The 16315-nt window shown below is 66.5% G+C and carries 13 protein-coding genes; 7 read left to right on the top strand and 6 right to left on the bottom strand.

The window, feature by feature from the left end:
* Positions 1-25 precede the first annotated feature (25 nt).
* On the top strand, positions 26-1552 hold the full coding sequence (locus tag DIE22_RS00620) for an AMP nucleosidase (protein WP_124495582.1): 1527 nt from the start codon (positions 26-28) through the stop codon (positions 1550-1552).
* Between the two features lie 27 nt (positions 1553-1579).
* Here DIE22_RS00620 and DIE22_RS00615 read toward each other — a convergent pair whose 3' ends face one another.
* The 4 genes from DIE22_RS00615 to DIE22_RS00600 form a co-directional block, all read right to left on the bottom strand.
* Complete coding sequence (locus DIE22_RS00615) at positions 1580-2143, bottom strand: tautomerase family protein (RefSeq protein WP_124604085.1); 564 nt, start codon at positions 2141-2143, stop codon at positions 1580-1582.
* 148 nt (positions 2144-2291) lie between these two features.
* Entirely contained in the window at positions 2292-3284 is a 993-nt protein-coding gene (locus DIE22_RS00610; protein ID WP_124495578.1) for a GlxA family transcriptional regulator, read from the bottom strand.
* A 274-nt stretch (positions 3285-3558) separates the two neighbouring features.
* Positions 3559-3855, bottom strand: a complete 297-nt coding sequence (locus tag DIE22_RS00605) for a hypothetical protein (protein ID WP_124495576.1) — start codon at positions 3853-3855, stop codon at positions 3559-3561.
* 374 nt (positions 3856-4229) lie between these two features.
* Positions 4230-4988, bottom strand: coding sequence for a TIGR00730 family Rossman fold protein (locus tag DIE22_RS00600; RefSeq protein WP_124495574.1), 759 nt, complete (start codon positions 4986-4988; stop codon positions 4230-4232).
* 1 nt (position 4989) lies between these two features.
* On the opposite strand from DIE22_RS00600, the gene polA reads away from it, so the two are divergent.
* The 3 genes from polA to DIE22_RS00585 all read left to right on the top strand — a co-directional run bounded on the left by polA (position 4990) and on the right by DIE22_RS00585 (position 10633).
* Complete coding sequence (gene polA / locus DIE22_RS00595; protein ID WP_124604083.1) at positions 4990-7743, top strand: DNA polymerase I; 2754 nt, start codon at positions 4990-4992, stop codon at positions 7741-7743.
* A 280-nt stretch (positions 7744-8023) separates the two neighbouring features.
* On the top strand, positions 8024-9358 hold the full coding sequence (locus tag DIE22_RS00590) for an NAD(P)/FAD-dependent oxidoreductase (RefSeq protein WP_124495570.1): 1335 nt from the start codon (positions 8024-8026) through the stop codon (positions 9356-9358).
* Positions 9359-9757: 399 nt separating this feature from the next.
* Entirely contained in the window at positions 9758-10633 is an 876-nt protein-coding gene (locus tag DIE22_RS00585; RefSeq protein WP_124495568.1) for a dienelactone hydrolase family protein, read from the top strand.
* 52 nt (positions 10634-10685) lie between these two features.
* Here the strand turns inward: DIE22_RS00585 and DIE22_RS00580 are convergent, their stop codons facing one another.
* Positions 10686-11555 carry a sulfurtransferase gene (locus tag DIE22_RS00580; protein WP_124495566.1) on the bottom strand — a complete coding sequence of 290 codons (870 nt, stop codon included), beginning with the start codon at positions 11553-11555 and terminating at the stop codon, positions 10686-10688.
* A 115-nt stretch (positions 11556-11670) separates the two neighbouring features.
* A complete protein-coding gene (locus tag DIE22_RS00575) occupies positions 11671-12777 on the bottom strand; it encodes an aromatic ring-hydroxylating dioxygenase subunit alpha (protein WP_124495564.1) in 1107 nt (368 codons plus the stop codon).
* Between the two features lie 271 nt (positions 12778-13048).
* Here DIE22_RS00575 and DIE22_RS00570 point away from each other — a divergent pair, with 271 nt between their 5' ends.
* The 3 genes from DIE22_RS00570 to dxs all read left to right on the top strand — a co-directional run bounded on the left by DIE22_RS00570 (position 13049) and on the right by dxs (position 16208).
* Positions 13049-13342 carry an exodeoxyribonuclease VII small subunit gene (locus tag DIE22_RS00570; protein ID WP_040139363.1) on the top strand — a complete coding sequence of 98 codons (294 nt, stop codon included), beginning with the start codon at positions 13049-13051 and terminating at the stop codon, positions 13340-13342.
* A complete protein-coding gene (locus DIE22_RS00565; protein ID WP_124495562.1) occupies positions 13339-14223 on the top strand; it encodes a polyprenyl synthetase family protein in 885 nt (294 codons plus the stop codon). Before DIE22_RS00570 ends, DIE22_RS00565 begins: the two co-directional genes overlap by 4 nt.
* Positions 14224-14303: 80 nt before the next feature.
* The gene (gene dxs / locus DIE22_RS00560) at positions 14304-16208 is read left to right on the top strand and encodes a 1-deoxy-D-xylulose-5-phosphate synthase (RefSeq protein ID WP_124495560.1); all 1905 of its coding nucleotides are present in this window, start codon (positions 14304-14306) and stop codon (positions 16206-16208) included.
* Positions 16209-16315: the final 107 nt, after the last annotated feature.

Below are 16315 nucleotides of genomic sequence, written 5' to 3'. Positions count from 1 at the left end.
CGTTCGATCAGACGAGGTGATGAAAATGAAGAACGATTTGAGCCGCCGGCACCGGGTGCTGACGCCCGAGAGCCCGCCCGTCGAAGCATTCGACGATTCCGTCGCAGCCGTCGCGCGGCTGTCGGCCATCTACGACACCAATACGGGCTTCCTGCGCGATGCGTTCGCGCGTTATCGCCGCCACGAACAGATCACCGAGCACGTGCGCGCGTGCTACCCGTTCGTGCGGATCCGTACCGACGTGAACACGCACGTCGATTCGCGCCGCTCGTACGGCTTCGTCGCGGGCCCCGGCGTGTTCGAGACGACGGTCACGCGTCCGGACCTGTTCGCGAACTACTATCGTGAGCAATTGCGCCTGCTGTCGAAGAACCACCATGTGAAGATCGAGATCGGCGTCTCGTCGCAGCCGATTCCGATTCACTTCGCGTTCCCCGAAGGCATCCACCTCGAAGGCGAGCTCGACCGCGACCGCCTGCTCGCGATGCGCGACATCTTCGACACGCCCGACCTGTCGTACCTCGACGACCGGATCGTCAACGGCACGTTCGAGCCGGCGCCGGGCGAGCCGCATCCGCTCGCGCTGTTCACGGCCGCGCGCGTCGACTTTTCGCTGCACCGGCTGCGCCACTACACGGCGACGTCGCCGACGCATTTCCAGAACTATGTGCTCTACACGAACTACCAGTTCTATATCGACGAATTCGTGAAGCTCGGCCGCACGCTGATGACGGAGAGCACCGATCCCGAGGAACGCAAGTACCGCAGCCAGTACAGCGCGTTCGTCGAGCCGGGCGATGTCGTCACGTACAACGCGAACCTCGGCAGCGAGCCGGGCGAGGGCGCCGCGCCGCCGCGCCTGCCGCAGATGCCCGCGTATCACCTGAAGCGCGCGGACGGCAGCGGGATCACGATGGTCAACATCGGCGTCGGTCCGTCGAACGCAAAGACGATCACCGACCACATCGCGGTGCTGCGTCCGCACGCGTGGGTGATGCTCGGCCACTGCGCGGGCCTGCGCAACACGCAGCGCCTCGGCGACTACGTGCTTGCGCACGGGTACGTGCGCGAGGATCACGTGCTCGACGCCGACCTGCCGCTGTGGGTGCCGATCCCGGCGCTCGCCGAAGTGCAGCTCGCGCTCGAGCGCGGGGTGGCCGAGGTCACGCGGCTCGAAGGCGCCGAACTGAAGCGCGTGATGCGCACGGGGACGGTCGCGAGCGTCGACAACCGCAACTGGGAACTGCGGGATCATCGCGAGCCGGTGCAGCGGCTGTCGCAGAGCCGCGCGATCGCGCTCGACATGGAAAGCGCGACGATCGCCGCGAACGGTTTCCGCTTCCGCGTGCCGTACGGCACGCTGCTGTGCGTATCGGACAAGCCGCTGCACGGCGAGCTGAAGCTGCCGGGCATGGCCGACACGTTCTATCGCGGGCAGGTCGACCAGCATCTGCAGATCGGCGTGAAGGCGATGGAGATCCTGCGCACGAACGGGCTCGACAAGCTGCATAGCCGCAAGCTGCGCAGCTTTGCGGAAGTGGCGTTCCAGTAAGCGCGATTTGCCGGCCGGCGCGCGCGGTCAGCGCGCAGGCTCGGCGGCGCGGTCGAGCGACAGGCCGCGATGCGTGTCACGTAGCGCCTCGAGCATCGCTTCCAGAATCCCGATCGCGTCCGCCCGCCGCTTGATCGCAAGGCGCCGTTCCCCGACGGCGCGCAACGGCGCTCCGCCGAAATAATCCATGATGTCCGGCAGGCGGCGTACGGCGCCGCGACTGCCCCAGCAGCCGTCGTCGATTTCCGTCGGCATGACCCACACGCGCGACGCGATGGCGTCGCGCGGCACGCCTTCCGCGCGTGCGACGGCGGCCGTCACGTCCGCGATCAGCCCGGCGCGCGCCGCGTCCGTGTACTGGCCTTCCGGCACGGTCGGCACGATCCGGTAGATCGGCGCGGACGCGAGCGCGCCGGATCGATACACGGCCGCAGGCCGATGGACGAAGATCCACGTGACGTCCCGCACGCGTGGATCGTCCGGATCGAGTCCTTCGTGGCGAATCAGAATCGTGGTCAGTTCGTTCATCAATTGCGCTTCGGCGTGCTGGGCGAGCGCGCCGGCGGGGATGGCGACGTCGATCATCGGCATGATGTTGTCCTGGTTCGGTTGAGCGGGCGTCGGCCCGGGAACGGGCGACGTGAACCCAGTGTAGGAAGCCGTTCCCCTTGCGCGAAGTGGCGAAACTGCCATTCGACAATGCCATTTACGACATCGCGATCGATGCGTGCGTCGCCGGCTATCGTGTGAAGCGGCGCCGATATTCGCCTGGCGCGATGCCGGTCTCGCGCTTGAAGAGCTGGCGAAACCCGCTGAGGTCGGTATAGCCGACGCGCTCGCACACCGCATCGATGCCGAGCTTCGTTTCCGCCAGCAGCTTTTTCGCCACCTCGATCCTGAGCGTCTGCAGGTAGCGGAGCGGCGGCGTGCCGACGGCATCCTTGAAACGGCGATGGAGCGTGCGTTCGCTCAGCGCGACGTGCGCGCCCAGCCGGGCGAGGCTGAATGGCTCGCGCAGATGGCGTTCCATCCAGCGCAGCGCGCGTGCGACGACCGGGTCGTCGTGCCCGGGGTGTTCCAGTTGCGCGAAATCGACGAACGAATCCTGCGAAACGCGCTGCAGGTCGATCAACATCAGTTTCGCGACGGACGCGGCGAGGCGGGCGTTCGCGAGTCTGTCGACGATGCGCAGCGCCAGATTCTGGTACGACGTGATCGCACCGCCGCACAGAATGCCGTCCTGTTCGGTCAGCACGTCCGACGCACGCAGCGCGACGTCCGGATAGCGGGCCTGGAAGCGCGCGGCCTTCGACCAGTGGGTAGTGGCGGCGCGGCCGTCGAGCAGTCCCGCTTCCGCCAGCAGGAACGCGCCCGTGCAGTAGGTCGCGATCAGCGTGCCGCGCGCGTGCTGACGGCGCAGCGCGCCGAGCAGCGGCGCAAGCCGGGTGGGGCGGGCGAGCAGCCGCTCGATGTCGGCGACGAACGGTGCGGTGAGCCAGATCGCGTCGGCGCCGCTGCTGCCGTCGATCGTCCCGTCGACCGGGACGCTCTGGCCGGATGCCGTGCGAACCGGCTTGCCGTCGATCGATTCGATGCGCCAGCGGAACGGGGTGTGGGGGTGGCCGGCGCGGCTCGACGGGGCGAGATGATTGGCTGCCGTGAGGATGTCGGTCGGGGCGGCGATGCCCGACGCGAGCGCATGGTCGACTGCCCAGATCCGGATGAGTGGCATGGCTGGCGGGAATGGCCTTGTACAGGGCCGATACTATCATCGGAGTTCAACGCTCGCGGCGGACGAATCGGCCAGCCGGACGAACCGTCGGCGTAAGCGCGGATCGGCCGGACGTTAATGGCCGGGCTAACGGCCGGGCGGTACCCGGGCGCGAGGTTTGCGCGCACGTGGCGGCGCATCGTTTCGCGACGCATGCTGCCGGTAAACGGCGAAGCCGCCCGGCGCCGAAGCGCGCGGGCGGCCTTGGTCGGTCAGGCGACGCGTGCCGTGTCGTTCAGCACTCGCCCTTCTTCGCGTGTCCCGGCGGGCAGTGGTATCCGCCGTGACCGCGATGGCGCTGATAATCGTCCCACTCGCGGCGCTCCCAGTAGCGGCGGCCGTCCCAGTAGCGGTCGCCGTGCCAGCCGACGATGATCGCGGGGGCCGGTGCGACCACGACGGGCACGGGGGCGGGGGCCACGACGACCGGCGCGGGCGTGCCGATGTTGACGTCGACGTTGACGGCGTGGGCGAGACCGGACAGCGAGAGGCCGAGGCCGGTGAAGGCGAGAGCGATCAGCGAGCGCTTCATGTTTTTTCCCTGATGTCGTTGTGAAGAGGTCGGCGCGACGCAGCGGAGCGATTTCGAACCGCGAACCGTTCCACCGGGGGATCGCCGACGCCGATTGATTGCAGTGTGCAGCGGCACGGCGGAAAAGGCGAGCCGCGTTTATTACGGTGAATTGACGTCTGGACGCGAGCGGAAGCGCCTGTCGCGCGACGCGATTTGACAATGGCGGGCCGCGGGTCGGGCCGTCGTGACGCGCGTCGCGGCGCCTGTCGCGCGGATTTGACGTTTGGCGGCGCGCGGCCGCGTGGGGGAATTAACAGCGTGTTACAAAGTGACGCGCGGCAGGCGGCGGAACCGCCGCGCCTGCCGCGCGAGAGGCGGGGTGCCGGAGCGAATTACAGGTAGAACATCCGGTCTTCCTCGGGCCGCGGCGGCTGCCCCTCGGCGTCCGCACCTTCCTCCTCGCCGCTGTCCTCGTAGAATGCGAGCACCGCGTCGAGCACCTGGTCGGGATCGTCGATCACCTGCATGAGATCCATGTCTTCCGCATTGATGAGCCCGTTCGGGATCAACTGGTCGCGGAACCATTGCAGCAGCCCCTTCCAGAACTCGCTGCCGACGAGGATGATCGGCACGAGGCGCGACTTCTTCGTCTGGATCAGCGTGAGCACCTCGGACAGCTCGTCGAGCGTGCCGAAACCGCCCGGCATCACGATCACCGCATCCGAGTTCTTCACGAACGTGACCTTGCGCGTGAAGAAGTGACGGAAGCGCAGCGAGATGTCCTGGTAGTGGTTGCCGGCCTGCTCGTGCGGCAGCTCGATGTTCAGGCCGACCGACGGCGCCTTGCCGGCATGCGCGCCCTTGTTCGCGGCTTCCATGATGCCGGGGCCGCCGCCGGAGATCACCGCGAAGCCGGCGTCGGACAGCTTGCGCGCGATCTGCACCGCGAGCTTGTAGTGCGGCGTGTCGGGCTTGAGACGGGCAGAACCGTAGATGCTGACGGCCGGGCGGATCTCCGACAGGTACTCGGTCGCCTCGATAAACTCTGCCATAATCGTGAACATCTGCCACGATGCGCGCGCCTTCTTGGCCGTCGCGCGTTCTTGATCTGCGAGCGAACGCAGACTCGGAATCACTTTTCTCTTGTTCATAATGCCTGAAGAACGAAATCTGGAAGGTAAGACCCTGCTATTGGTTGACGGTTCGAGCTATCTGTATCGGGCTTACCATGCGATGCCTGATTTGCGTGGCCCTGGCGGGGAGCCGACCGGAGCGCTCTACGGAATCATCAACATGCTGCGCCGTATGCGCAAGGAAGTCAGTGCAGAGTATAGCGCTTGCGTGTTCGATGCAAAGGGCAAGACGTTCCGCGACGACCTTTATGCCGACTATAAGGCAAACCGTCCGTCGATGCCGCCCGATCTCGCGTTGCAGGTCGAGCCGATCCACGGCGCGGTGCGTGCGCTCGGCTGGCCGCTGCTGATGGTCGAGGGCGTCGAAGCCGACGACGTGATCGGCACGCTCGCGCGCGAAGCCGGGCGGCACGGAATGAACGTGATCGTGTCGACGGGCGACAAGGACCTCGCGCAGCTCGTCACCGACCGCGTCACGCTCGTCAACACGATGACCAACGAGACGCTCGATCGCGATGGCGTGATCGCGAAGTTCGGCGTGCCGCCCGAGCGGATCATCGACTACCTCGCGCTGATCGGCGACACCGTCGACAACGTGCCGGGCGTCGAGAAGTGCGGGCCGAAGACGGCCGTGAAGTGGCTGTCGCAATACGACAGCCTCGACGGCGTGATCGAACACGCGGGCGAGATCAAGGGCGTGGTCGGCGACAACCTGCGCCGCGCGCTCGACTTCCTGCCGCTCGGCCGCACGCTCGTGACCGTCGAGACGGCCTGCGATCTCGCGCCGCATCTCGAATCGATCGAGGCGTCGCTGAAGACGGACGGCGAAGCACGCGACCTGCTGCGCGACATCTTTGCACGCTACGGCTTCAAGACGTGGCTGCGCGAAGTCGAGAGCGCGCCCGCCGAAGGCGGCGGCGCCGATGCGCCGGAAGGCGAGCCGGCAAAAGTGGTCGCGGCGGACATCGTCCGCGAATACGACACGATCCAGACCTGGGAACAGTTCGACGCATGGTTCGCGCGGATCGATGCGGCCGCACTGACCGCGTTCGACACCGAAACCACGTCGCTCGACCCGATGACCGCACGGCTCGTCGGGCTGTCGTTCTCGGTCGAGCCGGGCAAGGCCGCGTATCTTCCGGTCGCGCACCGCGGCCCCGACCTGCCCGAGCAATTGCCGATCGACGACGTGCTCGCGCGCCTGAAGCCGTGGCTCGAATCGGCCGATCGCAAGAAGGTCGGCCAGCACCTGAAGTACGACGCGCAGGTGCTCGCGAACTACGGCATCGCACTGAACGGCATCGAGCACGACACGCTGCTCGAATCGTACGTGCTCGAATCGCACCGCACGCACGACATGGACAGCCTCGCGCTGCGCCATCTGGGCGTCAAGACGATCAAGTACGAGGACGTGGCAGGCAAGGGCGCGAAGCAGATCGGCTTCGACGAAGTGGCGCTCGAGCAGGCCGCCGCGTATGCGGCCGAAGATGCGGACATCACGCTGCAGCTTCATCACGCGCTGTATCCGCAGATCGCGCGCGAAGCGGGCCTCGAGCGCGTGTATCGCGAGATCGAGATGCCGGTATCGCTCGTGCTGCGCAAGATGGAGCGCACCGGCGTGCTGATCGACGACGCACGCCTGCAGGCGCAAAGCAGCGAGATCGCGACGCGGCTCATCGAGCTCGAAGGGCAGGCGTACGAACTGGCCGGCGGCGAGTTCAATCTCGGCTCGCCGAAGCAGATCGGGCAGATCTTCTTCGAGAAGCTGCAGTTGCCGGTCGTGAAGAAGACGCCGAGCGGCGCACCGTCGACCGACGAAGAAGTGTTGCAGAAGCTGGCCGAGGATTACCCGCTGCCGAAGCTGCTGCTCGAGCATCGCGGGCTGTCGAAGCTGAAGTCGACCTACACCGACAAGCTGCCGCGCATGGTGAATCCGGAAACGGGCCGCGTGCACACCAACTATGCGCAGGCCGTCGCGGTCACGGGGCGCCTCGCGTCGAACGACCCCAATCTTCAGAACATTCCGGTGCGCACGGCCGAAGGCCGGCGGATCCGGGAGGCGTTCATCGCATCGCCCGGTCACCGGATCGTGTCGGCCGACTATTCGCAGATCGAACTGCGGATCATGGCGCACATTTCCGGCGACGCGTCGCTGCTGCGCGCGTTCTCGCAAGGCGAGGACATCCACCGCGCAACCGCGGCCGAAGTGTTCGGCGTGACACCGCTGGAGGTCAACTCCGACCAGCGCCGCATTGCGAAGGTGATCAACTTCGGGCTCATCTACGGGATGAGCGCGTTCGGCCTCGCGTCGAACCTCGGCATCACGCGCGATGCGGCGAAGCTCTATATCGACCGCTACTTCGCGCGCTACCCGGGTGTCGCGCAGTACATGGAAGACACGCGTGCGGTGGCGAAGGAGAAGGGCTACGTTGAAACCGTTTTCGGCCGCCGCCTGTGGCTGCCGGAGATCAACGGCGGCAACGGCCCGCGCCGCCAGGCCGCCGAGCGCGCGGCCATCAATGCACCGATGCAGGGCACGGCGGCCGACCTGATCAAGCTGTCGATGATCGCGGTGGACGACTGGCTCACGCGCGACCGGCTCGCATCGCGGATGATCATGCAGGTGCACGATGAACTGGTGCTCGAGGTGCCCGACGACGAACTGTCGCTCGTGCGCGAGAAACTGCCGGAAATGATGTGCGGTGTGGCGAAGCTGAAGGTGCCGCTGGTTGCTGAAGTGGGCGCCGGCGCGAACTGGGAAGAGGCACACTGACGCACCCCCGCGCGATTCCCGCTTCCCGCGGCATATTGTTGCAGGGATGCTGAATATCGAGATGGTTTGCTTGTCGTCAACGCGCAAGCTCCCGGACAATGCAGGTCAGTCGGGCGATTGTCGCGGGGGCGGCGCGCCCCGCATTCCGGGATCGGACGCATCGAAGTGTTTCGAACTGCACATCGACGATGTCCGAACCGGTTAATCCAACGGACGGCGCGACCACATCGCACCCGCATCGTCCGGCGGCAGCAGTTTCGAATCGCAAAGGGGGAATCGGATGCATCGGATCATCATCGTAGGTGGAGGCGCGGGCGGCCTGGAACTGGCGACGCGGCTCGGCGACCGTTACGGCGCGCGCGGCAATCGTCCCGCGCGTGCGCTCGTCACGCTCGTCGACCGCAATCCGACTCACATCTGGAAGCCATTGCTGCACGAGGTCGCGGCCGGCAGCATGGACCCGTTCACGCAGGAACTCGAATATGCAGCGCAGGCGCGCTGGCATGGTTTCGAGTTTCAGCAGGGCGAACTGACCACGCTCGATCGCGCCGCGAAGCGCATCACGCTGTCGCCCGTCAACGACAGCGACGGCGCGGAACTGCTGCCCGCGCGCGACCTGGAATACGACACGCTGGTGATCGCGATCGGCAGCACGACGCACTTCTTCGGCGTGCAAGGCGCCGCCGAAAATGCGATAGCGCTCGATACGGTCGGCGAGGCCGAGCGCTTCCGCAAGCGCTTGATCGCCGCGTGCATGCGCGCCGAGCATCAGGCGCCAGCGCAACCCGCGCCGGGCGCGGCGGCCGAGCCGCGCATCCAGGTCGTGATCGTCGGCGGCGGGGCAACGGGCGTCGAGTTGTCCGCCGAGCTGCGCAATACCGCGCAGGTGCTGTCCGTGTACGGGCTGCACAAGCTCGACCCGCGACACGACGTCGGCATCGTGCTGATCGAATCGGGGCCGCGGATTCTCCCGGCGCTGCAGGAGCGCGTGTCGACCGCAACGGCCGAGCTGCTCGAAAAGCTCGGCGTGCGATTGATGCTTGCCGAGCGCGTGACCGAGGTCGCGCCGGGTGTCGTGCACACCGCGAGCGGCAAGGCGGTGCGTGCGGATCTCACGGTCTGGGCGGCCGGCATCAAGGCGCCGTCCGTGCTGTCGCATCTCGACGGCCTGCAGGTCAACAAGCTCGGCCAGCTCGACGTGCGCCGCACGCTGCAGACCTTCACCGACGACAACGTCTTCGCGCTCGGCGACTGCGCGGCATGCGCATGGCCCGGCAACGAACGCAACGTGCCGCCGCGCGCGCAGGCCGCGCACCAGCAGGCGAGCTTCCTGCTGAAGGCGATCGGATGCCGGCTCGACGGGCGTGCGCTGCCCGAGTTCACGTATCGCGATTTCGGTTCGCTCGTGTCGCTCGGTCACTTCAGTGCGGTCGGCAACCTGATGGGCGGGCTGATCGGCGGCAACATGCTGATCGAGGGGCTGTTCGCACGGTTCATGTACATGTCGCTGTACCGGCTGCATATCGCGGCGCTGCACGGCTATCCGCGCATGATGCTCGATACGGTCGCGCACTGGCTGCGCCGCACGACGCTGCCGCGCGTCAAGCTGCACTGAGCGGGCGTTCGTGCACCAGGCGGGCAGGGGATGCGCAGCGAGCGCGTTTCCTGCCCGTTGTCTTTTCGGGCGCCGGATGACCGCGCAGGCGCGTGCCAGACCCGTGCGCCGCACGTCTTTTCGTTTCAATCCGAAAGCGTCCGATCGCGCGGCGACACTCGCTGCGTGCATGCCGCACATGGACTGGAGGGCCGGTCGACGGCCATCGACACCACGATCGATGCCGCCGGATTACACCGTCGTAACCGAGTCTTACACATCCGACAGTTGACGCGACAACGGATTATTGGGCATCTTGTCCGGGTTTCCGCTTGCGGCGTGGTGTCAACCGCCGCGACATCCGCGCCGTCAGGTCGAATCCGTGGCCATGACGGCGGCGCCCAATCGAGGAGTGCATTCATGTTGAAACCCGAAATCGACAGCCTGGTTCCCCACGTTCCGTTCTCGCGCCGCAAGTTCATGCAGGCCGCGCTGGGCGGCACCTTCGCGGCGGCCGTGCTGCCCGTGTCGGCGCAGACGGTCACGACCGACAGCGCCGGGCTGGACGTCGATACCATCGAGATCCGCTCGGGCGACGCGAGCATCCCCGCGTATCGCGCGCAGCCGGCTAACAAGACGAACCTGCCGGTCGTCATCGTGATCCACGAGACCTTCGGCGTGCATGCGCATATCGCCGATGTCTGCCGCCGCTTCGCGAAGCTCGGCTATCTGGCGATCGCCCCCGACCTGTTCGCGCGGCAGGGCAATGCGTCGAAGTATTCGACGATCAAGGAGCTTGACGAGCACATCGTCAGCAAGGTGCCCGACCGCCAGGTCACCGAGGATCTCGACGCGGCCGTCGCGTGGGCCGGCAAGAACGGCGGCGATCCGTCGCGTCTCGGCGTGACGGGGTTCTGCTGGGGCGGCCGGCAGGCCTGGCTGTATGCGGAGCACAATCCGCACGTGCTTGCGGCTGTCGCGTGGTACGGATTCGTCGAGGGCAAGACCGACGAGATGACACCGTTCAATCCGGTCGATCATGCGTCATCGCTGAAGGTCCCGGTGCTCGGCCTTTATGGCGAGAAGGACACGAACATCACGCAGGCGGCGCTCGCGGACATGCGCAAGGCGATCCAGGCGAGCGATTCGACGCTCGCGCGCCAGTCGGAGATCGTCGTGTACCCGGATGCGGGTCACGCGTTCTTCGCCGATTACCGGCCGAGTTACGTGAAGGGCGATGCCGAGGACGGCTGGAAGCGCGCGATCGAGTGGTTCCACAAGTACGGCGTGATGTAAACGCCGAAGCGGCGGCAAATGCCGCCGCTTCGTCCTGGCGCCGTGCCGGTGCTTACGGCGTCGGGCCGGTCGCGATCGGCCGCGACGGATCGGCGCTCCATTCGCTCCATGAGCCCGGATACAGCGACGCGCCATGCAGCCCCGCGATCTCGAGTGCGAGCGCATTGTGGCATGCGGTCACGCCGGATCCGCATTGCAGGATCACGCTGTTCGGCTCGGTGCCGGCCAGCAGCGTGCTGAACGTTTCGCGCAGCTCGTGGCCCGTCTTGAAGCGGCCGTCGGCGGCCAGGTTGTCCTTGAAGAACCGGTTGCGTGCGCCGGGAATGTGGCCGCCGACACGATCGATCGTTTCGTTTTCGCCGCGGTAGCGATCCGGCGCGCGCGCGTCGATCACGACGCGCTTGGCCGACGTCACGTTCGCGAGCACGGCCGCCGCGTCGACCGTCGATTCGAGCGGGGCTGCCGCACGGAAGTCGCCGGCGGCAGGGTGCGGCACGTCGGTGGCCAGCGGCTGGCCGGCCGCTTCCCATGCCTGCAGGCCGCCGTCGAGCACCGCGACGGAATCGTGCCCGAGCCAGCGCAGCAGCCACCACAGGCGCGCCGCATAGGCGCCGCCATGTGCGTCATAGGCCACGACCTGCTGGCCCTGCTTGACGCCGCGGCTGGCGATCAGCGTCGCGAGCGCGTCGCGGGTCGGCAGCGGATGACGGCCGTTGGTGCCGGTCTTGCGGCCGGACAGGTCGCGATCGAGATGAAGGTACTGCGCGCCCGGGATGTGCCCGGCCGCATAGGCGGCCTGGCCTGCGGCCGGATCGACGAGATCGAAGCGGCAGTCGAATACGGCAACGCTGCCCGGCGCCGCGGCCAGGCGCTCGGCGAGATTGGCTGCGGAGATGAGCGTGGTGTAGTGGGTATGTGGCATGACGGCTCCCTGGAGTGCAAACGGCCTGATACTCCAAGTCTAAACAAAAAAAGACGGGCCGAAACCCGTCTTTTCATATGCCGAATGCCGTGCGGCGCCCGAGCGCCGCGCAGGGTCAGAGATCGCCGAGGTGGCGGCGCAGGAACTCGTGGAAGTGCTGCATGCCGTCTTCCATCGGGCTCTGGTACGGGCCGACCTGCGATTCGCCGCGCGCCATCAGTGCACGGCGGCCGGCGTCCATCCGCATCGCGATTTCGTCATCCTCGACGGCCGTCTCCATATAGGCGGCGCGCTCGGCCTCGACGAACTCGCGCTCGAACAGGGCGATTTCCTCGGGGTAATAGAACTCGACGATGTTGGTCGTTTTCTGCGGGCCGCGCGGAATCAGCCACGACACGACGAGCACGTGCGGATACCACTCGATCATCAGGCCCGGGTAGTAGACCATCCAGATCGCGCCGAACTCCGGCGGCACGCCGTTGCGGAACTTGAGCACCTGCTCGTGCCACTTCTGGTAGGTCGCGCTGCCCGGTTTCGCGAGGGCGTTGTGCACGCCGACCGTCTGCACGCTGTACCAGTCGCCGAACTCCCACTTGAGATCGTCGCACGACACGAAGCTGCCGAGGCCCGGGTGGAACGGGACGACGTGGTAATCCTCGAGGTAGACCTCGATGAACGTCTTCCAGTTGTAATCGCACTCGTGCACTTCGACGTGATCGAACTGGTACTCGGAGAAGTCGAAGTGATGCTTCGTGCCGAGGTTCGCGAGATCGCGCGCGACGTTGCGGCCTTCGGCCTCGAACAGCAGCCCCTGCCAGTGCTGCAGCGGGCTCTTGCCGAGGTTCAGGCACGGCTTGTCGGGGAAGTGCGGCGCGCCGAGCAGCTGGCCTTCCAGGTCGTACGTCCAGCGGTGCAGCGGGCACACGATGTTCTGCGCATGCCCGCGCCCGTTGAGCATGATCGCCTGCCGGTGGCGGCACACGTTCGACAGCAGTTCGATCTCGTTCGCCGGGTTGCGGACCAGCACGCGGCCTTCCTGCTCGGACGGCAGCGCGAAATAGTCTCCCGCCTCGGGCACCATCAACTCGTGCCCGATGTAGCGAGGTCCTTTCTTGAAGAGGGTTTCGATCTCGCGCTCGAGTAGCGCCTCATCGAAATATGCAGTGACTGGAAGCTGGCTGTGAGCCGACTTCAACTGAAGCGCATCGCTCAGATTGGACATTCCCACTCCCGGTGTTAGCGTGAAAGCAGTGAACAACCCAACCATCGAAAAATCGATTTAGGGAAACGCGGAATTATACCCGGTTCGCCCCGCAAGGCTAGGATTAAGTGCCTGATTTGTGTCAATTTTTTGTCGGGCGGCGATCGGGTGGCGCACAATGTGTGTCGAAGAAGGGGCCCGAGTGCGTGCCCGGGTGCCCAAGTCGGCAGATCGGAGAATTCTCTTTTGCCGTAGAATGTCCGACTTGTTTTGAAATTTGACACCCTCGTCCATGGCGAAAACCGCATCCCCAGGCGCCACCCCGCCCGGCAATGGCACCGAACCGTTGCCGGACAATTACGAAACGGCGCTCGCGGAACTCGAGACGCTGGTTGCCCGGATGGAAGGCGGCGCGTTGAGCCTCGAGGATTCGCTCGCTGCGTATCGCCGCGGGGCGACCCTCGTTGCGTTTTGCCAACAGCAGCTCGAGAAAGTGGAACAGCAGGTTCGCGTGCTCGACGGCGCGACGCTGAAGCCGCTTTCGTCCGGAACGGCCGCCACGGACGGCGAAGACGACGATCTATGACATTCGAACAATGGATGCGGTCCGTGCTCGACCGCGTCGAGGACGCACTCGGCCGCTATTTGCCGGCTGAAAACGTGGTGCCCACGCAACTCCACGAAGCGATGCGCTACGCGGTCCTCGGCGGCGGCAAACGCGTTCGCCCGCTGCTGTGCCATGCAGCAGGCGAACTGACCGGCGCGACCGAAGCGGCGCGCAACGCGGCGGCGGCGGCGCTGGAGATGATCCACGTCTACTCGCTCGTGCATGACGACATGCCGTGCATGGACGACGACGCGCTGCGACGCGGCAAGCCGACCGTGCACGTGCAGTACGACGAGCCGACGGCGCTGCTGGTCGGCGACGCGCTGCAGTCGCAGGCCTTCGTCGCGCTGACCGATGCCGCGGCGCTGTCGCCGGTGCAGCAGGCCGCGCTCGTGCGCGAGCTGGCGCTGGCGAGCGGCTCGATCGGCATGGCCGGCGGGCAGGCGATCGACCTGGCGAGCGTCGGCCTCAAGCTGACGCGCGAGCAGCTCGAGACGATGCACCGGATGAAGACGGGCGCGCTGTTGCGCGCGGCCGTGCGGATGGGCGCGCTGGCCGGCGACACGCCGTCGGCGGAAGCGTTGGCCGCGCTCGACGTCTACGCGGGGGCCGTGGGTCTGGCCTTCCAGGTCGTCGACGACATCCTCGACGTCACGACCGATTCGGCGACGCTCGGCAAGACGGCCGGCAAGGATGCGGCGAACGACAAGCCGACCTACGTATCGATCCTCGGCCTCGATGCATCGCGCGAGCTCGCGGCGCAGTTGCGCGCCGAAGCGCATGATGCGCTGAAACCGTTCGGCGCACGCGCACAGCGTCTCGCCGAACTTGCCGACCTGGTGGTGAACCGGGTCAGCTGACGCGAAGCCCGCCGCTGCGCACACGCTACGGTGCGTGCAATAGAATGCGGGCGCGTTTGATTTCCTACAATGGAACGACGATGTACGACTTGCTGAAAACCATCGACGACCCGGCGGATCTGCGCCGCCTCGATCGTCGCCAACTCCACCCGCTCGCGGATGAACTGCGCGCGTTCGTGCTCGACAGCGTGTCGAAGACGGGCGGCCATCTGTCGTCCAACCTCGGGACGGTCGAGCTGACGATCGCGTTGCACTACGTGTTCAACACGCCGAACGACCGGATCGTCTGGGACGTGGGTCACCAGACCTACCCGCACAAGATCCTGACGGGCCGCCGCGACCAGATGCATTCGCTGCGCCAGTACGACGGCATCTCGGGTTTCCCGCGCCGCAGCGAGTCCCAATACGACACGTTCGGCACCGCGCACTCGAGCACGTCGATCTCGGCGGCGCTCGGCATGGCGATCGGCAGCCAGCTGAACGGCGACGACCGCTTCTCGATCGCGGTGATCGGCGACGGCGCGATGACGGCCGGCATGGCGTTCGAGGCGATGAACAATGCAGGCGTGTCGGAGGATGCGAAGCTGCTCGTGATCCTCAACGACAACGACATGTCGATTTCGCCGCCGGTCGGCGCGCTGAACCGCCATCTCGCCCGCCTGATGTCGGGCCGCTTCTATGCGGCCGCGCGTGCGGGCGTCGAGCGTGTGCTGAGCGTGGCGCCGCCGGTGCTCGAACTCGCGCGCAAGCTCGAGGAGCACGCGAAGGGCATGGTCGTGCCGGCCACGCTGTTCGAGGAGTTCGGCTTCAACTACATCGGCCCGATCGACGGTCACGATCTCGATTCGCTGATCCCGACGCTGCAGAACATCCGCGAACTGCGCGGTCCGCAATTCCTGCACGTGGTGACGAAGAAAGGCCAGGGCTACAAGCTCGCCGAAGCCGATCCCGTGCTCTATCACGGCCCCGGCAAGTTCAACCCGGCAGAAGGCATCAAGCCGTCGGCCACGCCCGCGAAGAAGACGTACACGCAGGTGTTCGGCGAATGGCTGTGCGATGAAGCCGAGCGCGATACGCGCGTCGTCGGCATCACGCCCGCGATGCGCGAAGGCTCGGGCATGGTCGAGTTCGAGAAGCGCTTCAAGGATCGCTACTACGATGTCGGCATCGCCGAGCAGCACGCGGTGACGTTCGCGGGCGGCCTTGCGACCGAAGGGCTGAAGCCCGTCGTCGCGATCTATTCGACGTTCCTGCAGCGTGCATACGACCAGCTGATCCACGACGTCGCGCTGCAGAACCTGCCGGTCGTGTTCGCGATCGACCGCGCGGGCCTCGTCGGCGCCGACGGCGCGACGCACGCGGGCGCGTACGATCTCGCGTTCATGCGCTGCATCCCGAACATGACGATCATGGCCGCGTCCGACGAGAACGAGTGCCGCCAGATGCTGCACACGGCGCTTCAGCAGCCGAACCCGACCGCGGTGCGTTACCCGCGCGGCGCGGGCACGGGCGTGGCGACGGTGAAGGAATTCACCGAGATCCCGCTTGGCAAGGGCGAAGTGCGCCGCCGTACGTCGCAGCCGGAAGGCAAGCGCGTCGCGATCCTCGCGTTCGGCACGATGGTCGCGCCGTCGCTCGTGGCGGCGGAGGAACTCGACGCCACGGTCGCGAACATGCGCTTCGTGAAGCCGGTCGATGCGGCGCTCGTGCGTGAGCTCGCCGAGACGCACGACTACCTCGTCACGGTCGAGGAAGGCTGCATGATGGGCGGTGCGGGTTCGGCGTGCGTCGAAGCCCTGATGGAGAGTGGGGTTATCCGACCCGTAATACAATTGGGTCTCCCTGACCAGTTCATCGATCACGGTGATCCCGCGAAGCTGCTGTCGCAATGCGGCCTCGACGGCGCGGGCATCGCGAAATCGATTCGTGAACGCTTCCTGAGCGCGGCGGCCGATGTCGCCGGCCAGGCGAAGCGCGTCGCATAAGCTGGCGCCGCCTGCGCGCGGCGTCGGTGCGACTGGCGCAACCGGTCTACATTGATGCGGAAAACATGGGCCTGCGGGCCCATGTTGCTTTTCCGGCTGCCGCGTGA

It is taken from the genome of Burkholderia sp. Bp9142 (genome assembly GCF_003853415.1).
GTDB lineage: Bacteria > Pseudomonadota > Gammaproteobacteria > Burkholderiales > Burkholderiaceae > Burkholderia.
Note: the sequence above shows the minus strand (reverse complement) of the source record. Positions and strands in the feature narration are given on the sequence as shown.